The sequence below is a fragment of the Caballeronia sp. INML3B genome (assembly GCF_023631305.1).
Classification (GTDB): domain Bacteria; phylum Pseudomonadota; class Gammaproteobacteria; order Burkholderiales; family Burkholderiaceae; genus Caballeronia; species Caballeronia turbans.
Window position 1 is genome coordinate 95,884 of record NZ_JALQDI010000081.1, and the last position, 17,639, is coordinate 113,522.

General features: G+C 64.4%; 16 protein-coding genes. 8 read left to right on the forward strand and 8 right to left on the reverse strand.

The window, feature by feature from the left end:
• Window positions 1–8: 8 nt before the first annotated feature.
• The 6 genes from leuB to glcD form a co-directional block, all read right to left on the reverse strand.
• Window positions 9–1,079, reverse strand: a complete 1,071-nt coding sequence (gene leuB / locus NCS58_RS32730; RefSeq protein WP_250477940.1) for a 3-isopropylmalate dehydrogenase — start codon at window positions 1,077–1,079, stop codon at window positions 9–11.
• 37 nt (window positions 1,080–1,116) lie between these two features.
• A complete protein-coding gene (leuD, locus tag NCS58_RS32735; RefSeq protein WP_061118646.1) occupies window positions 1,117–1,713 on the reverse strand; it encodes a 3-isopropylmalate dehydratase small subunit in 597 nt (198 codons plus the stop codon).
• Window position 1,714: 1 nt separating this feature from the next.
• Complete coding sequence (leuC, locus tag NCS58_RS32740; protein WP_061118647.1) at window positions 1,715–3,145, reverse strand: 3-isopropylmalate dehydratase large subunit; 1,431 nt, start codon at window positions 3,143–3,145, stop codon at window positions 1,715–1,717.
• A 276-nt stretch (window positions 3,146–3,421) separates the two neighbouring features.
• Window positions 3,422–4,639: a glycolate oxidase subunit GlcF gene (gene glcF, locus NCS58_RS32745; protein ID WP_250477941.1), complete on the reverse strand. Its 1,218-nt coding sequence runs from the start codon at window positions 4,637–4,639 to the stop codon at window positions 3,422–3,424.
• A 21-nt stretch (window positions 4,640–4,660) separates the two neighbouring features.
• On the reverse strand, window positions 4,661–5,728 hold the full coding sequence (glcE, locus tag NCS58_RS32750; RefSeq protein WP_250477942.1) for a glycolate oxidase subunit GlcE: 1,068 nt from the start codon (window positions 5,726–5,728) through the stop codon (window positions 4,661–4,663).
• Entirely contained in the window at window positions 5,728–7,227 is a 1,500-nt protein-coding gene (gene glcD, locus NCS58_RS32755) for a glycolate oxidase subunit GlcD (protein ID WP_250477943.1), read from the reverse strand. Before glcD ends, glcE begins: the two co-directional genes overlap by 1 nt.
• Before the next feature lie 224 nt (window positions 7,228–7,451).
• Here glcD and glcC point away from each other — a divergent pair, with 224 nt between their 5' ends.
• Complete coding sequence (glcC, locus tag NCS58_RS32760; protein ID WP_061118651.1) at window positions 7,452–8,216, forward strand: transcriptional regulator GlcC; 765 nt, start codon at window positions 7,452–7,454, stop codon at window positions 8,214–8,216.
• Between the two features lie 505 nt (window positions 8,217–8,721).
• Here the strand turns inward: glcC and NCS58_RS32765 are convergent.
• A complete protein-coding gene (locus tag NCS58_RS32765; protein ID WP_250477944.1) occupies window positions 8,722–9,096 on the reverse strand; it encodes a hypothetical protein in 375 nt (124 codons plus the stop codon).
• Between NCS58_RS32765 and NCS58_RS32770 the strand changes: the two genes are divergently transcribed.
• The 7 genes from NCS58_RS32770 to NCS58_RS32800 all read left to right on the forward strand — a co-directional run bounded on the left by NCS58_RS32770 (window position 9,079) and on the right by NCS58_RS32800 (window position 16,809).
• Window positions 9,079–9,942, forward strand: a complete 864-nt coding sequence (locus NCS58_RS32770; RefSeq protein WP_250477945.1) for a transglutaminase-like domain-containing protein — start codon at window positions 9,079–9,081, stop codon at window positions 9,940–9,942. The two genes, NCS58_RS32765 and NCS58_RS32770, sit on opposite strands and share 18 nt — an antisense overlap.
• Before the next feature lie 180 nt (window positions 9,943–10,122).
• Window positions 10,123–10,386, forward strand: coding sequence for a hypothetical protein (locus NCS58_RS32775; protein WP_061118653.1), 264 nt, complete (start codon window positions 10,123–10,125; stop codon window positions 10,384–10,386).
• 555 nt (window positions 10,387–10,941) lie between these two features.
• Window positions 10,942–11,982 (forward strand): TRAP transporter substrate-binding protein, encoded by a 1,041-nt coding sequence (locus NCS58_RS32780; RefSeq protein WP_250477946.1) that lies wholly within the window; start codon window positions 10,942–10,944, stop codon window positions 11,980–11,982.
• Window positions 11,983–12,013: 31 nt separating this feature from the next.
• A complete protein-coding gene (locus NCS58_RS32785; RefSeq protein ID WP_250477947.1) occupies window positions 12,014–13,909 on the forward strand; it encodes a TRAP transporter large permease subunit in 1,896 nt (631 codons plus the stop codon).
• A 19-nt stretch (window positions 13,910–13,928) separates the two neighbouring features.
• On the forward strand, window positions 13,929–14,972 hold the full coding sequence (locus NCS58_RS32790; RefSeq protein WP_061118656.1) for a LacI family DNA-binding transcriptional regulator: 1,044 nt from the start codon (window positions 13,929–13,931) through the stop codon (window positions 14,970–14,972).
• A 14-nt stretch (window positions 14,973–14,986) separates the two neighbouring features.
• Complete coding sequence (locus tag NCS58_RS32795; RefSeq protein WP_061118657.1) at window positions 14,987–15,994, forward strand: NAD(P)-dependent oxidoreductase; 1,008 nt, start codon at window positions 14,987–14,989, stop codon at window positions 15,992–15,994.
• The gene (locus NCS58_RS32800) at window positions 15,991–16,809 is read left to right on the forward strand and encodes an amidohydrolase (RefSeq protein ID WP_061118658.1); all 819 of its coding nucleotides are present in this window, start codon (window positions 15,991–15,993) and stop codon (window positions 16,807–16,809) included. Before NCS58_RS32795 ends, NCS58_RS32800 begins: the two co-directional genes overlap by 4 nt.
• A gap of 26 nt (window positions 16,810–16,835) precedes the next feature.
• Here the strand turns inward: NCS58_RS32800 and NCS58_RS32805 are convergent, their stop codons facing one another.
• Entirely contained in the window at window positions 16,836–17,627 is a 792-nt protein-coding gene (locus tag NCS58_RS32805) for an SDR family oxidoreductase (RefSeq protein ID WP_061118659.1), read from the reverse strand.
• Window positions 17,628–17,639: the final 12 nt, after the last annotated feature.

Consider the following 17,639-nt stretch of genomic DNA (forward strand, 5'->3'; position numbering starts at 1 on the left):
GATCCGCCCTAAACGACTTCTTTTCGCAAGGCTTCGACCACTGCGTCACCCATGTCACGGGTGCCGACGCTTCGGGTGCCCTCCTGGTAGATGTCGGCGGTGCGGTAGCCGGCGGACAGCACTGTTCGCACGGCCTGCTCGACGCGGCCCGCAGCATCCTCCATCTCGAAGCTCTCGCGCAGCATCATCGCAAGCGACAAGATGGCGGCAAGCGGATTAGCGATGTCCTTGCCGGCAATATCCGGCGCCGAGCCGTGCACCGGCTCGTACAGCCCTTTGCGGTCGTACCCTAGCGAAGCCGAGGGCAGCATGCCGATCGATCCGGTCAACATGGCCGCAGCGTCCGACAGAATGTCGCCGAACAGATTGCCCGTAACGATCACATCGAACTGCTTGGGCCGGCGCATCAGCATCATGGCAGCGGCGTCCACGAAGAGATGGCTCAGTTCGACGTCCGGGTAGTCTCGCCCGACGCGCGTGACAGTTTCGCGCCACAACTGACTCGCCTCCAGCACGTTGGCCTTGTCCACCGAGCACAGCTTGTGGTGACGGCGACACGCGGCTCGAAAAGCCGCGTGCGCGACGCGCTCAACCTCCGACTCGGAATAACGCATCGTGTTGAAACCCACGCGCTCGCCTGCTTCGTTGGTTTCGAAGCCGCGCGGCTGACCGAAATAAGCGTCGCCATTCAGCTCACGAACGATCACGATGTCCAGTCCATCGACGACTTCCGGCCGCAGAGTGGAAGCGCCAATCAGTTCCGGGAACATATAGGCCGGACGGAAGTTCGCGTACAGTGTGAGCGCTTCGCGCAGTTGCAACAGACCGGTTCCGGGACGACGCTCGCGAGGAATGTCCGCCTCATCGGCTACGCCCACCGCACCGAAAAGGATGGCGTCAGCCTTGCGCGCCACGTCGAGCGTGGGCTCCGGAAGCGGCACGCCGTGCGCCTGGATTCCGGCCTCGCCGATGTGCGCCTCTTGAGTCTCGGCATGAGGTGCCACGACTTGCAGCACCTTGAGAGCCTGCGCCACTACTTCGGGACCGATACCATCACCGGGCATGACTGCAATCTTCATCTGAACTCCTCCAGGGTCGTTTTAGAAAGCGCGCGCCTCAATATGCGTCGGCGCGATTGCGCTCGAATGCATCAATGCGATCTCGATGCGAAAGCGTGTAATCGATCTCGTCCATGCCACGCAGCAGGCATTGCTTGGCGAAGGGCTCCATCTCGAAAGCATGCGAGGCGCCGTCGGGTAACGTCACACTCTGTGCGGGCACGTCAATGGAGATTCGGCTACCCGCCTTCGTGGTCAGGTATTCCAGAAGCGGAAGAACCACGGTCTCCGGCAGCACGATGGGAAGCAGCCCGTTCTTCAGGCAGTTGATGAAGAAGATATCGCCGAAGCTCGGGGCAATCACCGCCCGGATGCCGTAGTCGTACAGCGCCCAGACAGCGTGCTCACGCGAAGATCCGCAACCGAAGTTGTGGTTCGCCACCACGATGCGCGACTCGCGAAACGACGCCTGGTTGAGCACGAACTCAGGCTTTTCGGTGCCGTCCGGGCCAAAGCGCAGCGCACGAAAGAGAAACTGGCCGAAATCGTCGGAGCGAGGTTTTTGCAGGAAGCGCGCCGGCAGAATCTGGTCCGTATCGCAATTGATGACGACGATCGGGGCTGCGACTGCGTCGAGGTGAGTCAGGCTTTCCATCTCATGCTCCCAAGAGGCGGCGCACATCAGTCAGACGTCCCGTTACGGCAGCGGCAGCCGCCATAGCTGGACTCATCAGATGCGTGCGCACGCCCGGCCCTTGACGGCCCACGAAATTGCGATTCGAAGTGGAGGCGCAACGCTGCCCAGGCGCGGCAATATCGCCGTTGGTTGCAAGGCACATCGAACAGCCCGGGAAACGCCACTGGAAGCCGGCTTCCTTGAACACGCGGTCCAGTCCTTCCGCCTCGGCTTGCGCTCGTACCTCATGCGAGCCCGGCACCACCCATGCCTCGACGCCAGATGCGACATGGCGGCCCCGCGCGACCTCGGCCGCGCTGCGCATATCCTCGATGCGCCCGTTCGTGCACGAACCGATGAAGACCCGGTCGATCGCAACGCCTTCCAGCGCCTCGTTCGGGGCTAATCCCATGTAGTCGAGCGCCGTCGACATGGCAGCGCGCAGATCGGGGTCCGCCTGCAGCGCGGGATCGGGAACACGCCGGTCGATGGCGCAGGCATATTCGGGTGTTGTGCCCCAGGTCACCATCGGGGCGATCCCGGCGACGTCGATATGCACCTCCCGGTCGAACGTTGCATCGGGGTCGGTGAACAAGGTGCGCCAGTGCGCCATCGCGCGGTCCCACTCTTCGCCCTTCGGCGCGAAGGGACGACCGGCCAGATACGCGAAGGTGGTGTCGTCTGGCGCGATCATGCCGGCGCGACCGCCGGCCTCGATGCTCATGTTGCAGAGCGTCAGCCGAGCTTCCACCGAGAGACCGGCGATCGCGGAGCCCCTGTACTCGATGACATGCCCCACGGCGCCAGCCACGCCGATGCGCGCGATGACGGCGAGGATCAGGTCCTTGGCGGTGACACCCGGGCCCGGCGTGCCGTCGAAGGTGACGCGCATGTTGCTCGACTTGCGTTGCCACAGGCATTGCGTGGCGAGCACATGAGCCACCTCGGTTGCGCCGATACCGAACGCGAGCGCGCCCATCGCCCCGTGTGTCGACGTGTGACTGTCGGCGCAGACGACGGTCATGCCAGGCAAACTCAACCCCTGCTCGGGCCCGACCACGTGAACGATGCCGCGACGCGAATCGTCCATGTCGAACAAGGTGATGTTCGACGCGGCTGCGTCACGCTGCAGGGCCACGATCATGGCGCGCCGCTCGGGGTCGGTCACCGCCGACATGTCGTTTGCCGCGCTGGAAACGTAGTGGTCCGCCGTACCGAAGATTCGCTCAGGCGACCGTGGCTTGAGCCCGCGCTCGCGCAACAGATCGAATGATTGCGCGGTGACGTCATGAATAAAATGCCGATCGATGAACAGCAGGTCCTGCCCGTCGTCGCGCGACATCACCCGGTGACTATTCCAGATCTTGTCGTAAAGAGTCTGTGGACCGCCCACCCCTTGTTCGAGTTGCATCGCTTCGTCTCACTCCGTCAATGCGCCGATCGCGAAGGCACGCCTTCGTTCGGCGAGTCAATGTTGTGAGAGCATGATGCGCCTGACAAGCCGCTTTGTACGTGCTTTTTGGGAAAGGCACCATCGTCAAACGCGATGACGAAGCGGCGTCGCCGTCGACCGGAAAGCGGATTCGAGAAACCCGCTCTGCGACTTCGCGCGGAATCAGACCGTGAAGCGCCGCGCAAAGGGACGTGGAAACTGTTTTATCGATATGCGCTGAGCCTTTCGGTGTCTTCACCGAAGCGCATCTTCCACCAGCTCGATCCAGTGCCGCACGCCGGTACGCCCCGCGCCCGCGAGATGCGTCTGGCACCCGATATTCGCCGTGACGATCATTTCAGGCGCTTCGCTTTCGAGCGCGTCCATCTTGCGCTCGCGCAGTTGCGTCGATAGCGCCGGCTGCGTGATCGAATACGTTCCGGCCGAGCCGCAGCACAGATGCGCATCGGGCACGGCGGTCAGGTCGTAGCCGAGGCGTGTCAGGATCGACTCCACTGCGCCGCCGAGTTTCTGCGCGTGCTGGAGCGTGCAAGGACAATGAAACGCGATGCGCTTACGGTCGGTGGATCTGAGCGCGTCGAGCGGTTCTTTGCGCATCACTTCGACGAGATCGAGCGCGAGTTCACTGACGCGCGCGGCTTTCGCCGCATACGTCGGATCGCCCCGCAACAAATGGCCGTATTCCTTCACGAACGCCCCGCAACCGCTCGCGGTCTGCACGATCGCTTCCGCACCCGCTTCGATGGCGGGCCACCATGCGTCGATGTTGCGCCGCGCGCGCATCAGACCTGCCTCCTGTGCGTTCAGGTGATAGTCGGTCGCGCCACAGCAGCCGGCCTGCGGCGCACCGATCACGCTGATCCCGAGCCGATCCAGCACGCGCGCGGCCGCTGCGTTCGTATTCGGCGACAGCGACGGCTGCACGCATCCCTCCAGCATGAGCACACGACGCGCATGCCGCGCGCCCGGCCGCACCTTGGCCGCGGTCGCGCGTGCAGGAATCTTTTGTCGCAAAGCGCTCGGCAGAACGGGACGCGCGAGACGGCCAGCCTTCAGCAAGGTATCGAACACGGCAGGACGCGTAATCGCGTGACGCAATCCGTTGCGCAGCAAGCGTTCGCCGGCGGGCCGCTGAACGCGACGCTCCAGTTCCCCGCGGCCGATGTCGAGCAGCGCGTGATAGGTGACGCCCGAAGGACACGTCGTTTCGCAATTTCGGCACGTCAGGCAGCGGTCGAGATGCAGCTGCGTCTTCTGCGTGACCGGCTCGCCTTCCAGCATCTGCTTGATGAGATAGATGCGCCCGCGCGGACCATCGAGTTCATTACCCAACAACTGATAGGTCGGGCAGGTGGCATTGCAGAACCCGCAATGGACGCACGAACGCAGAATGTCTTCCGCTTCCTTCGCGCGCGCGAGCGTCTTCGCTTCGTCGCTGAGATTCGTTTGCATGGCTTGTGCGTGTCGATGGCGTCAGTAGTCGGCGTACATCCGGCCCGGATTGAACACACGGTGCGGATCGAGGCGTTGCTTCAGTTGCGTGTGAAAGCGCATCAGCGCTGCGGGGATCGGCTGGAACGGCTCGGGCGTCACGCCCGGAACGAAACACGTCGCATGGCCGGCCGCCGCACTCGCAATACCTCGAATGACGTCCGCGCTCGCTTCGCTCTTGAGCCAGCGTTGCGCGCCCCCCCAGTCGATGATGGCGTCGCCGGGCAGCGCGGCGAGCGGCGTTGCATTCGGCAAGGACAGGCGCCAGAGCGGACGATCATCCTCGAAGAAGGCGAGACGATGTTCGCGAAGGGATGTCCAGAAATCGTCATCCAGATGCTCTCCACCGATGCGATCCGCCGCGGCGCGCACCGAACCCGCGCCGCCTTCGAGGCGAACGTGCAGCCGGCCATCGACATGACAGGCGCCGCTCACGGGCAATGCCGCCTTTCGCCAGGAAGAAAGCTCACGCATTGCTTCGGAGGCTTCCAGTGCGAGCGAGAGACAGCGCGTTTCACGCGGCTTGGGCAGAACCTTCATCGATACTTCGGTGATCAGCCCGAGACAGCCGAAGCTGCCGCTCATCAAACGCGACACGTCGTAACCCGCGACGTTCTTCATCACCTGCCCGCCGAAGCGCAGATGCCTGCCTTCGCCGGTAACGATGCGGCATCCCAGAACGAAATCGCGCACCGAACCCGCCCACGGACGGCGCGGACCCGACAGACCCGCTGCGACCACGCCGCCTATCGTCGCCGCTTCGCCGAATGTCGGCGGCTCGCACGGAAGCATCTGGCCGGCTTCGTCGAGGATCGCGTTCATTTCGGCGAGCGGTGTGCCTGCGCGCGCGGTGATCACGAGTTCGCTCGGGTCGTAGCTGACGATGCCGCGATGCGAGCGCGTGTCGATCTCTTCGCCTCGCACCTGCCTGCCGAGGAATGCCTTGCTGTCGCCGCCGCGAATGCGCAACGGCTGGCGGCGTGCGATCGCGCACTGCACCTGATCGACGAGACGCGCGCTGTCGTCGATGGAAATGAGGTCGCGTCGCATCAGAAGCGCTCCAGTTCGGGATGCGGCAATGCGCCGTGATGCACGTGCATCGAGCCGAACTCGGCGCAGCGATGCAGCGTCGGCACGTTCTTGCCCGGGTTCAAAAGCCCCGATGGATCGAATGCGGCTTTGACGGCATGGAAGAACGTCAGTTCGTCGCTGTTGAACTGCGCGCACATCTGGTTGATCTTCTCGCGTCCGACACCGTGTTCGCCCGTGATGCTGCCGCCTGCTTCGACGCACAGTTCGAGAATGCGTGCCCCGATCGCTTCTGCGCGGTCCATCTCGCCCGCAGCGTTGGCATCGAAGAGAATGAGCGGATGCATGTTGCCATCGCCGGCGTGGAATACGTTCGCGACGCGCAGCCCGTATTGCGCCGAGAGGTCCGCGATCCCGCGCAGCACGCGCGACAGTTCACGGCGCGGAATCGTGCCGTCCATGCAGTAGTAATCGGGCGAGATGCGGCCGACTGCGGGAAACGCGTTCTTGCGGCCCGCCCAGAAGCGTTGCCGCTCGGCTTCGTTGGCGGCGAGGCGGATGTCGGTCGCGCCCGCAGTGCGCAGCAGGGCTTCGACGCGTGCGCAGTCTTCCTCGACGTCGGACTCTGCGCCATCGACTTCGCAGAGCAGCAGCGCTTCGGCATCGACGGGATAGCCCGCGTGAATGAAATCTTCGGCCGCGCGGATCGCAAGGTTGTCCATCATTTCCAGGCCGCCGGGAATCACGCCCGCGGCGATGATCTTCGCGACGGCGTTGCCCGCCTTCTCGATATCGTCGAAGCTGGCGAGCAGGACTTTCGCGCTCTGCGGCTTCGTCAGGAGCTTGACCGTGACCTCGACCACAACGCCCAGCATGCCTTCCGAACCGGTGATGAGCGCGAGCAGATCGAAGCCGGGCGCGTCGAGCGCTTCGGAGCCGAGTGTGAGGCGCTCGCCGTCGATCGTTACGATCTCCACGCGCAGGATGTTGTGCACCGTGAGTCCGTACTTGAGGCAATGCACGCCGCCCGCGTTTTCCGCGACATTGCCGCCGATCGAGCACGCGATCTGCGACGAAGGATCGGGCGCGTAGTAGAGCCCGTGCGGCGCGGCGGCCTGCGAAATGGCGAGATTGCGCACGCCCGGCTGCACGCGGGCGATGCCCGCTTCGGCATCGACTTCGAGAATGCGGCTGAAGCGCGCCATCACCAGCAGGATGCCTTTCTCAAGCGGCAGCGCCCCGCCGGACAGTCCGGTGCCTGCGCCGCGCGCGACAACGGGAATGTCGTGCGCGTTCGCGTACTTCAACAAGGCCTGGACTTCGTCGATGGTATCGGGCAGCGCAACCAGCATCGGCGTGATGCGGTACGCGGAAAGGCCATCGCACTCGAAAGGCCGCAGATCTTCTTGCGCGTGCAGGAGTTGCAGATCGGGAAGCAGTGCCCGCAGATCGCGCACGATCCGGGCCTTGTCGTGGTCGCGCAGCGGGCCGTCGAGCTTCTCGTCGTAAGCGTAGGACATGCGGTGTCTCCGGTGGGGCGAGGGCTCGTTCCAATGTGTGTTTTTTCTGCGATTTTTCCGGTTCGAGCCAGTCATGTCGATGGTTTTTGCACTGGTAATACCAGTTTATAAAGCGACTTGACCGGTCCGAAAAGTTCCAGATGCAATTCCGAAGCGCTCCACGGTTCCGTCCAATGCTTGAGGGCGTGCTACGATCGAAAGCTGGTAATACCAGTGATCGAGCCATGAAAGACACGGAACCGAGCAAAAGGAAATTGGCGGATGTCGTCGTCGAGCGCATCGAGGCACTGATCGTCGATGGCGTGCTGAAGGTCGGGCAGGCGCTGCCTTCCGAGCGCCGCTTGACGGAAAAGCTCGGCGTGTCGCGAACCGCGCTGCGCGAAGGGCTGAAGGTTTTGCGCGCCAGGGGACTGATCGAAACCGCGCAAGGCAAGGGATCGGTCGTCGCAAGGTTGACGGCGGAGCCTGCGCAGACGCCGATGATGCATCTGCTCGGATCGCAACCGCGCACGCTTTACGACCTGCTGGAAGTGCGCGAGATGCTCGAAGCGGAGGCTGCGCGCCTCGCGGCGCTGCGCGCAACGGCCGCCGATCTCATCATGATCCGCCGGCGCTATGAAGAACTGGTGGCCGCCGATCCGCGCGACACCGATGCATCGACGCACGCACGGCTGGATCATGCCTTTCACCTTGCGATTTGCGAAGCGTCGCACAACCCCGTGCTCGTGCATACGCTCGGTATGCTGAACGATCTGATGCTGAGTTCGGTGTTCGCGTCGGTGAACAATCTCTATCACCGTGAGCCGCAGAAGCGCGTGATCGACAGGCAGCACGCCCGGCTATACAACGCGGTCACGGGCAAGCTGCCGGAGCAGGCGCGCAGGGCGGCAAGCTCGCATATCAAGAGCGTGCGCGAGAGTCTCGCGGAGATCGAGCAGGAGGAGGAGCGGCTCGTGCGGTCTACGCTGCGCCTGGAAGGCTGGGCCTGAGCCAAGCGGGCGCTCATGGCGTTATTCACCCGCGCCTCGCTCGTCAATGCGACCGGCGAAGGGAGCGCGATAGCATGCAATTGGCCGACAGCGAATCCGACCCACGCGCGGTGTTGACAGTATCCGGCCGGCTCGGCGGGTCAGGGTAGCAGCCTCGGCGGTCCGCACGTGTCTTTCGGAACCGGACCACCGTCGGCGAGCGCCACGCCCGCCTTACGTGTCGCGCTCCAAACGACATTGCGCCGCAACTTGTCGGGCGTGAGCCACCATCTAGCGTCCTGTATCCCTCCCCCGCCAAAACTCCGCACATCGGCTCGCGCCCTGCTGACCGACCTCTCCCTGTTTTGCTTCCCGTACACGCAGCGATTGGCGCGCAATGTGCAGTGCTTTCGGCAACGCCCGGCAGCCGGCATATGGAGCAGTCGGGGCAAGCCTTAAGCGAGTCGGCAGGTTCCGTACTCGCCCGAATCGTGGGGATCGTATGGCCGGGCGATTGCATCATCGATTATTGTGCAGCCTCGTTGCTTTCGCGGCGATCGTCAGCGTTTGTGCTTCGCGCAGCGAGCCGCCTTTGCCGACGATCCAGAGCGGCGCGATCGTTCGACCCGTCGTAGCAGTCGTCGATTCCTTGCCTCCCGTGGAAGCGGTTCTCCCGGCTGTCGCGCCACCCGAACCCGGCCGCGAGAATGGTTCCGAAGCGGCGCAAGAGGCATTCGATCTCGGCATCGAACGGCTGCGCAGCGCGACGTGGTGGGAAGCGAACCGCAAGCTGCGGCCTCAGCTTGCGCAGGTCGGCGACCTGATGTTCATCGCAAAGTTGCCCGAAGGCGAAATGGGACAGTCCGCCGAAGGCGCATCGCGCGTGCAGCGTCTGCGCCACGCGATGCGCGCGCATCAACAACGCAAGCCCGCAGGCTGGAACCGGCTGGTGACGCAGGTGCGCGACGCGCGCGCGAACGCGGGTGACTACCCTGCGCTGATGTTAGCCAACGCCTTGATCAATGAAATCCGCTATCGCGACGGCACCGACGGCAGCTACTACCCGCCCGCGCGCTTCTTCGCCGAGAGCGGCGTCTGCAAGGACTTTGCGGTCGCCAAGTACCTGCTGCTGCGTGAAGCGGGCTTCGACGCGTCGCAGTTGCGCCTCGTCTCTCTGGCGCCGCGCTACAACAATACGCCCGACGACTGGCACGTGATGCTCGTCGTACAGGCCGATGGCATGGCTGCACCGGTCGCACTGGACTCGCCGGCGCCTTTCGTGCGCAAGGGCAACGGCGATCCGTCCGACGCAGCGCCCGCCGATACGGTCGCCGCCGCTGAAAACGCCAGCAAGTCTGATCCGCAGGCCGGCCCGTCTGCGCGGTTAGCGGCGATCCTCGCCGGCCGCAAGACCGCCGACGCAGTGCTGCGCGCGCCCGTGGGGCCCGTGGTGGCGACACTCGACGCGTCCGGGCAGGCGGAGCGCCCGCTTGCCGTCGTCTTCAACGAACGAGGGAGCCTGTCATTCGAGCGCGAAGCGCCTGTGCGCATGCACCGGTCGACCGCCTCCAGGCGGCGCGGCGCCCGGTCGATCGTCGCGGACGATGCAGGCCGATCGTGGAGCGTAGATTCTTCGGGCGTATTTCCGAAGTGGCAATTGACGCATGCGGCCGGCGCTGCGCCTTTGGCGGACGCGCTTGAACCGGATCTGGGCCGGATCGACGTGCGCATCAGCACGGCCGGTTAGCAAGCTCACATCATTCCGGTTACACGTCTACCCCGCGCGGTGATGAGCGCTTCACGCGCGCCCGCTCCTGGCGAGTAGCGAGGCCTTCGATCCGACAGAAAACGGCAGACTGACGACTGCGTGAAAAGTATCATTACGCAGCGCAGGGACGCTTTTCGCCAACACTGCCGAGGAGATCGCATGACAATTCATCACTTCTCCGAGTTCTCATGGGACGAGCAGGAAGACGTCAAAGCCGTGCTTGCCAGCAAAGGCCTCGACCCGCGCGATTTCGAGATCACGGACAACGACGACGTTTCTGCGGGCGCCCGGAACGGAATGACCCGGCAAGTCTCAGTAGTGCGGCTCACTAACGGCAAGCGGGCGATCTACGACACGGATCACTTCGCCACCTGGCTCACCGATTTCGCCGAGGCTCTGGAGGCGGGCGAGTTCGACGACTGAGCGGCCCTTGCACGGCGCGGTCTCCCGCTACCGTTGCGAAGTAGCCGTGCATATCGCATCGTCGATGGTCCGCGGCATCCGCCAGTCGAGGCTCGAGTTGCCCGGCCACAGCGACGAGCCCTGATGCTGGTCGCGACCGCGCCGCCTCAGTGTGCGTGACTCTCGACAGCACAACCCCGAAGTCGAGTGGACGCTGCATGATCTGCGCGTGGCGTCGTGAATCTTCCGGCTAACGCGTCGGCGAAAAAACATTCGCTGCGCATTGCGGCCGTTCCCGATCAAGTGTGGAGCGGGAACGCTACGAAATCGAAACATACCGTGGCGGGCTGCATGTCGAAATCGACGAACCCGACTGCGCTTCTCATTGCAACGCTGTAGGCGGCAACGGCCTGCGCTCAAATCCACCAACCGACCTGAACGCGGGTATACGCCCATATGATCCCGCCACTCCACCATTTACTGTATCGATACACTAAATCGATACAGTCGCGCACTCCCGTCGTGTCGCGCTGAACATTTCGCCCGCGCCCAAAGCGGCACCCAGGAGACAACACCATGCAATCCGATTCCCGCATTTCCCGGCGACGTTTCCTCCAGACGGCGTCCGCGACGACGCTCGCGGCAGCAAGCGTGGGCTTTCCCGCGATCGTGCGCGCCCAGCCCGCCGCCACGCTGCGGTTGTCGTCCTCGATGCCGCCGAACGAAAACGCCGCGCACTACGTCTGGTATCAGAACCTCGCGGCGAACCTGAAGGCGAGTGTCGGCGATCAGATTCGCATCGACTATTTCCCGAACAATCAGCTCGGCAAGGAAAGCGACGTCGTCCAGCAGGTGAAGGTCGGCGCGGTCGACATGATGGTTACCGGCTCCTCGATCTGGGCGACCGTGCTGCCGGAACTCGGCATGCTCGATCTCGGCTACGTGTTCGATAACTTCGATCACGTCGGCCGCGCAATGGACGGCACCGTCGGCAAGTCGTTCGACACGCTGCTGCAACAGCGCGCGGGCTGCTCGGTCGTGACGTGGGGCTATTCCTTCGGCGCGCGCAACGTGTTCACCAAGAAGCCCATGCAATCGCTCGTCGATATCAAGGGCGTCAAGCTGCGCGTGCTGCCCACGCCCGCCTTCATGGAAACCTTCAAGCTGATGGGCGCGGTGCCGACGCCGATTCCCATCGGCGAGCTGTATATGGCGGCGCAGACGGGCGTTGTCGATGGTTTCGAACACGATTGCGCGACCGTGCTCGCGAGCAAGTACGACGAAGTCGTCAAGTCGTGCTGGCAGACGCAGCACGTTTTCAGCCCGCTCGTCGTCGTGATGGGCCGCCGCGCGCTCGCCAAGATTCCCGAGAATCTGCGGCCCGCCTTCCAGAAAGCGGCGCAGGACGCGACCGCGAAGCAGCGCGTCGCCGCCATTCAGACCGCCGCCAGCGCCGAGCAGGAACTGAAAAAGAAGGGCATGACCTTCTATCCCATGTCGAAGGCCGATCGCGATACCACACGCGCCGAGATGCAGTCGCACTTGTACGCGAGCTTCTCGAAGCAATACCCGGCGACCGCGCCGCTTTTCACCGCCATCGCCGCCGCGCGCGGTTGATCGAGCCAACGACGCTGACGAGGCCGACACCATGACCACTTTCTCCGCGACGCCCGGACCGGAGGCGCAACTCGCCGCGCCCGGTTTCGGCCATGAGACCGTGCTCGCGCGCGGCCTCGTGCGCCTCATGCACTGGATCGAATACTTCTGCGCAGCCGTGCTCGCGGCGGATGTGATCGTGGTGTTCCTCTCCGTGATCTATCGCTACTTTCTGCACGATCCGTTCGACTGGGCGGAGGAAGTCGCCGGCGCGCTGATGATCGTGCTGGTGTTCTTCGGCGCGGCCACCGTGCTCGGACGCAGCCAGCATGTCGGCGTCGATCTGTTTCGCGGCATGTTGCCCCGGCGCTGGCAAAGCGCGCTCGTGCATGTCGGGCATTGGGTGATCGCGGGTGTCGCGGGCAATCTGTGCATGTCGTCCTGCCTGCTGCTGGTCGATTCTTACGGCCAGATGACGCCGAGCGGCCTGCCCGCCTGGATCAACGTGTATCCACTCGTGATCGGCAGCGTGTTCATGACGGTGTTCGCGCTCGCCAACGCGCTGAACGGCGCGCGCAAGACCGTGCTCGGCACGCTGCTCGGCTGCATGCTGGTCGCGGCCGCCGTGTTCGCGTGGAACGCCTTCGTGCCGGGTCACGCGCTCAAGCCGGGCTTTCTGCTGATGGCCGGTTTCATCGGCGGACTCGTGCTCGGCGTGCCGATCGGCTTCGTGCTCGCGTTCTCCGCGCTCCTGTACTTCCTCGCCGAACCGTCCCTGCCGATGCTCGTCTACTCGCAGCAAGTGATGGCCGGCACCGACCACTTCGTGCTGCTCGCCATTCCCTTCTTCGTGCTGGCCGGCTTGCTGATGGAAACCAACGGCATGTCGTCGCGCCTGATCGAGCTCTTGCTGCGCATGTTCGGGCGCGTGCGCGGCGGACTCGGCCTCATCACGATCATGGCGACTGCATTCTTCTCCGGCGTGTCGGGCTCGAAGCTCGCGGATATCGCGGCGGTCGGCGGCGTCGTGATGCCCGCCGTGCGTCAGAGCAAGGAAGATCCGAACGAAGCGGCGGCCCTGCTCGCCTGCAGCGCCGTGATGGCGGAAACCATTCCGCCATGCGTGAACATGATCATCATGGGCTTCGTCGCGAATATTTCGATCGCGGGGCTGTTTCTCGCGGGCGTCGTGCCTGCGGCGGTGCTGGCGGTGGCGCTCGCTATCGTCGCGGTGATCTTCGGGCGCCGCATCAATCTCGCCGATGCGCTCACCAACCCGCGCGCATGGCTGCCGCTTGCCGGCGGCGCGCTCGTCGCGCTCGTGATGATCACGATGATCGGCAAGGGCGTGACCTCGGGTATCGCGACTTCGACGGAAGTGTCCGCGTTCGCCGTGGTGTATGCACTCATCGTCGGCTGGCTGGCGTTTCGCGAGCTCACGCCGAAGTCGGTCGCACGCGTGTTCGTGCGCTCGGCGTCGATGGCGAGCAGCATTCTGTTCATCGTGGCGGCGGCGTCGAGCGTGTCGTTCGCGCTGACCGTCGAGCAGATTCCCGCGCTCGTATCCGATTCGATGATCGCGTTCGCGCATCAATACGGCCCGACCACGTTCCTGCTGCTGTCCGTGCTGATCATGATCGTGTTCGGCGCGGTGCTGGAAGGCGCGCCCGCGCTCATCATCTTCGGGCCGCTGCTCACACCGATCGCGACGCAGCTCGGCATCAACCCGCTGCATTTCGGCACGGTGATCGTCGTCGCGATGGGCCTCGGTCTCTTCGCGCCGCCGGTCGGGCTCGGGCTCTTCGCGACCTGCGCCATCACCGGCACGGAAATGAAAGCCGTGGCGCGTCCTATGCTCAAATACCTGCTGGTGCTTTTCGTCGCACTGGTGGTGCTGATTCTGGTGCCGTCGTTCTCGTTGTGGTTGCCGACCCGGCTCGGCCTGTAGCCGGCAGATGTAAAAGCTTATGAGCACCATTCAGGATGTCGCCCGCGAGGCCCGCGTTTCCGTGAGCACGGTATCGAACGTGCTGAACGGCCGCACCGACCAGATGCGCCAGGAAACGCTCGCACGCGTGCAGGCCGCGATGAACGCGCTGCAATATCGTCCGAGCACGCTCGCGCGGCAGCTCAAGACGGGGCAGACGCCGCTGATCGGATTGCTGGTGCCGTCGATCGCCAATCCCATGTACGGCTATATCGCGCGCGAGGTCGAAACCTACGCACAGGAGCGATACGGCTATCGGGTGATGATCGGCAATACGTATCGCGATCCGGCGAAGGAAGCATCGTTCTTCGAGGATCTGCTCTCGCAGGGCGTGCGGCGCGTGATCGTGATTTCGTCGCTGGCGAACGAGCGGCATCTGGAAACCGCCGTCGAGCGCGGCATGGTCGTCGTGAGCTACGACCGTCGCGCGACCGAAGGCGAGACGACGCGCGTCGAGCACGTCACGCCGGACAACTTCGAAGCCGCGCGAATCGCGACGCGGCATCTGATCGCGCACGGCCACACGCGGCTCGCCTTCGCCACGCTGACCGGCGTGACGATGAGCCGCCGTGACAAGATCGACGGCTTTTTATCGGCGGCGACCGATGCGGGTCTCGCGAAGACGGCGCATGTCCTCGACAGCGGCCCGGTGAACGAATACGGCGATTCGATGATCGCCGAAAACGGCCGCGCGCTCGCGCGTCTGCTCGCGCAGGACGGCGCGCGTCCGACCGGCATCGTCGCCGTCAACGATCTGATGGCGCTCGGTCTCATGGCGGGCTTGCGCGAATGCGGTCTGCGCGTGCCGGAAGACGTGTCGATTGTCGGCATGGACGGACATTTTCTCGCGGCGATTTCCAACCCCGCGCTCACGACCGTGCAGCTTCCGGTGCCGGCGATGGCCGCCGCGATGGTCGAGCGCGCGATGCGTCCGCACGACGAACCCATGCCCGCATCGGAGCAGGCGCTTTTCACGGACATTACGCTCGTGGAGCGCGAATCCGTCGCCCGGCCCGCGAAATAAATCAGGACGTAGACATGAACAAGGTATTCGTGAGTCATCCCCGGCACATGCTGGAACATTACTTCGGCGCGCGCGCATCGGCTGCGCTCGCGACCTTCGCCGACGTTGCGTATAACGAGGAAGACCGCGAACTGACGACAGCCGAACTCGCGGCTGCCGCGCGCGATGCCGATGTCATCATCGCGTACCGCCAGACGCCCGCGCCGCGCGCATTGTTCGAGGCACTGCCGAAGCTCGCCGCCTTCGTGCGCTGCGCGGTGGATATCCGCACGGTGGATGTCGATGCCGCGAGCGAACTCGGCGTGCTCGTCACGCAGGCAAGCGCGGGCTTCGTGCCCTCGGTATCGGAATGGGTGATCGGCGCGATGCTCGATCTCGCGCGCGGCACGACCGCGTATGCGCAGGCCTATCACCGCCATGAAGCGCCCGCGCCGAAGATGGGCCGCGAGCTTCGCGGCAGCACCGTCGGGGTGATCGGCTACGGACAGATTTCGCGCTATCTCTGCGACCTCGCGCTGGCGTTCGGCATGCGCGTCATCGTGTCCGATCCTTACGCCACGATCGACGATGCGCGCCTCCATCAAGTCGGCTTCGATGAATTGCTCGCGCAGTCGGACTTCGTCGTGTGTCTCGCGCCCGCCAATGCGCAGACCGCGAACCTCATGAACGCGCAAGCCTTCGCCGCGATGAAGCGCGGCGCGTACTTCATCAACGCCGCGCGCGGCGAACTCGTCGACGATGCCGCGTTGCTCGCCGCGCTGGCGTGCGATCACCTCGCCGGATGCGCGCTCGATGTCGGCCGCGCTGCGGACCAGATGCCCGCGGCGGCGCTCGCGGCGCATCCGCGTGTGATCGCGGCGCCGCATGTCGGCGGGCTGACGCCGGGCGCCATCGAGCATCAGTCGATGGAAACGGTCGCGCAGACGCAGGCGCTGTTCGAGGGCCGCATGCCCGTGGGCGCGGTGAATGCGGCGCATGCGTTCCGCCTCGCAGGCTTCGACATGCAGGCGGTCGCGCGATGAACATCGAAGGCGCTTGCGACTGCCACATTCACGTCTACGAGGAAGGTTATCCGCTCGCCGCGAGCGCGACGTTCACGCCGCCGCCCGCGCCCGCGTCGGCGTATCGCGACGTGCAGCGCGGGCTGGGCTTTTCGCGCGCGATCGTCGTGCAGCCGACGGGCTATGGCTTCGACAACCGCTGCACGCTCGCGGCCATCGGGCAGCTCGGTGCCGGCGCGCGCGGCATCGCGGTCGTCGCACCCGATATCGGCGATGACGAACTGCAGCGCCTGCACGATGCGGGCATTCGCGGCGTGCGGTTCATGATGCTGCCCGGCGGCGTGCTGCCATGGGACGCGCTTGCGGACATGTCGGCGCGTATCGAACCGCTTGGATGGAACATCGATCTTCAACTCGACGGGCACGCCCTGCCGCAACACGAAGCGATGCTGGCGCGCCTGCCCTCGAAGCTCGTCATCGATCATCTCGGCAAGTTTCTCGCGCCGGTGACGCCGCAAAGCGAAGGGTTCGCGTCGCTGTGCCGTCTGCTCGACGGCCCGCGATGCTGGATCAAACTGTCCGCGCCGTATGAGAGTTCGCGCACCGGCGCGCCTGGCTTCGATGACGTTTCGTGGCTCGTGCGCACGCTGTCGGCGCGTTTTCCCGAGCGCGGCGTGTGGGCGTCGAACTGGCCGCATCCCAATGTGAAGCCCCTGCCAAACGACGCGCGCATGCTCGACTGGACGATGCGGCTCGTGCAAAGCGACGAGATTCGCCGCAAGATACTGGTCGATAATCCGGCCGAGTTGTACGGGTTCCAGGCAGGCTTATTCTGATGCGTGTCCCGCAAACAGCAGGTCGCTCACAGATACTCCACGTTCCCGTCGACGCTGATCGCCTGTCCAGTGATGTTGCGTGCAGCGGGCGAAGCAAGAAAAAGAGCCGTCGCGGATATGTCCTGCATCGTTACCATGCGACGTAACGAGATCTTCCTCAGGTAGTCATCCCGCATCGCGTCGACCGTTACGCCCAGTGACTCCGCCCGCGCAGCGATCACGCGATCCATCCGTTCTCCCTGCACAACGCCAGGCAGAATGGCGTTGACTCGAATGTTCGCAGGCCCCAATTCGATAGCCAGCGATTTGGTGAGTCCGACGAGCGCCCACTTCGTCGCCGCATAGGGCGTGCGAAACGCGTAGCCGAGCCGCCCCGCGACAGACGACATCGTGATGATGCTCGCACTCCGCGAGGTGTCCTTCATGAGCGGCACCGCCTTGCGCAGGAAGTTGAACTGTCCGTTCAAATTGGTCGTGACGGTCCGCTCCCACTGCTCTTCGTCGATATCTTCTATAGCCCCTGTCGGACCGGCAATCCCGGCGTTGTTGATCAGCAGATCGAGTCCGCCCAGGGCGCGCCCGGTTTCTGCGACGACCTGATCGACCTGGTCCGAGTCGCTGACGTCCGCCACGCAGCCACGTAACGACGAATTCGTTGCCGCAAATGCATCGACGGCCACAGCATCGACATCGCAGATGACGACCTTCGCGCCGGCCTCGACAAACGCCTGAGCCATTGCAGCACCGATGCCAGAGGCCGCGCCGGTGATCAAGACCCGCAAACCAGGCTGGGGCTTCAACAATTCGAAAGTATTCATGTCAACAAGATT

Coding starts and splice junctions, on each gene's coding strand:
- leuB (WP_250477940.1), bottom strand. CDS start 1,079: ATGAAGATTGCAGTCATGCCCGGTGATGGTATCGGTCCCGAAGTAGTG.
- leuD (WP_061118646.1), bottom strand. CDS start 1,713: ATGGAAAGCCTGACTCACCTCGACGCAGTCGCAGCCCCGATCGTCGTC.
- leuC (WP_061118647.1), bottom strand. CDS start 3,145: ATGCAACTCGAACAAGGGGTGGGCGGTCCACAGACTCTTTACGACAAG.
- glcF (WP_250477941.1), bottom strand. CDS start 4,639: ATGCAAACGAATCTCAGCGACGAAGCGAAGACGCTCGCGCGCGCGAAG.
- glcE (WP_250477942.1), bottom strand. CDS start 5,728: ATGCGACGCGACCTCATTTCCATCGACGACAGCGCGCGTCTCGTCGAT.
- glcD (WP_250477943.1), bottom strand. CDS start 7,227: ATGTCCTACGCTTACGACGAGAAGCTCGACGGCCCGCTGCGCGACCAC.
- glcC (WP_061118651.1), top strand. CDS start 7,452: ATGAAAGACACGGAACCGAGCAAAAGGAAATTGGCGGATGTCGTCGTC.
- NCS58_RS32775 (WP_061118653.1), top strand. CDS start 10,123: ATGACAATTCATCACTTCTCCGAGTTCTCATGGGACGAGCAGGAAGAC.
- NCS58_RS32780 (WP_250477946.1), top strand. CDS start 10,942: ATGCAATCCGATTCCCGCATTTCCCGGCGACGTTTCCTCCAGACGGCG.
- NCS58_RS32785 (WP_250477947.1), top strand. CDS start 12,014: ATGACCACTTTCTCCGCGACGCCCGGACCGGAGGCGCAACTCGCCGCG.
- NCS58_RS32790 (WP_061118656.1), top strand. CDS start 13,929: ATGAGCACCATTCAGGATGTCGCCCGCGAGGCCCGCGTTTCCGTGAGC.
- NCS58_RS32795 (WP_061118657.1), top strand. CDS start 14,987: ATGAACAAGGTATTCGTGAGTCATCCCCGGCACATGCTGGAACATTAC.
- NCS58_RS32800 (WP_061118658.1), top strand. CDS start 15,991: ATGAACATCGAAGGCGCTTGCGACTGCCACATTCACGTCTACGAGGAA.
- NCS58_RS32805 (WP_061118659.1), bottom strand. CDS start 17,627: ATGAATACTTTCGAATTGTTGAAGCCCCAGCCTGGTTTGCGGGTCTTG.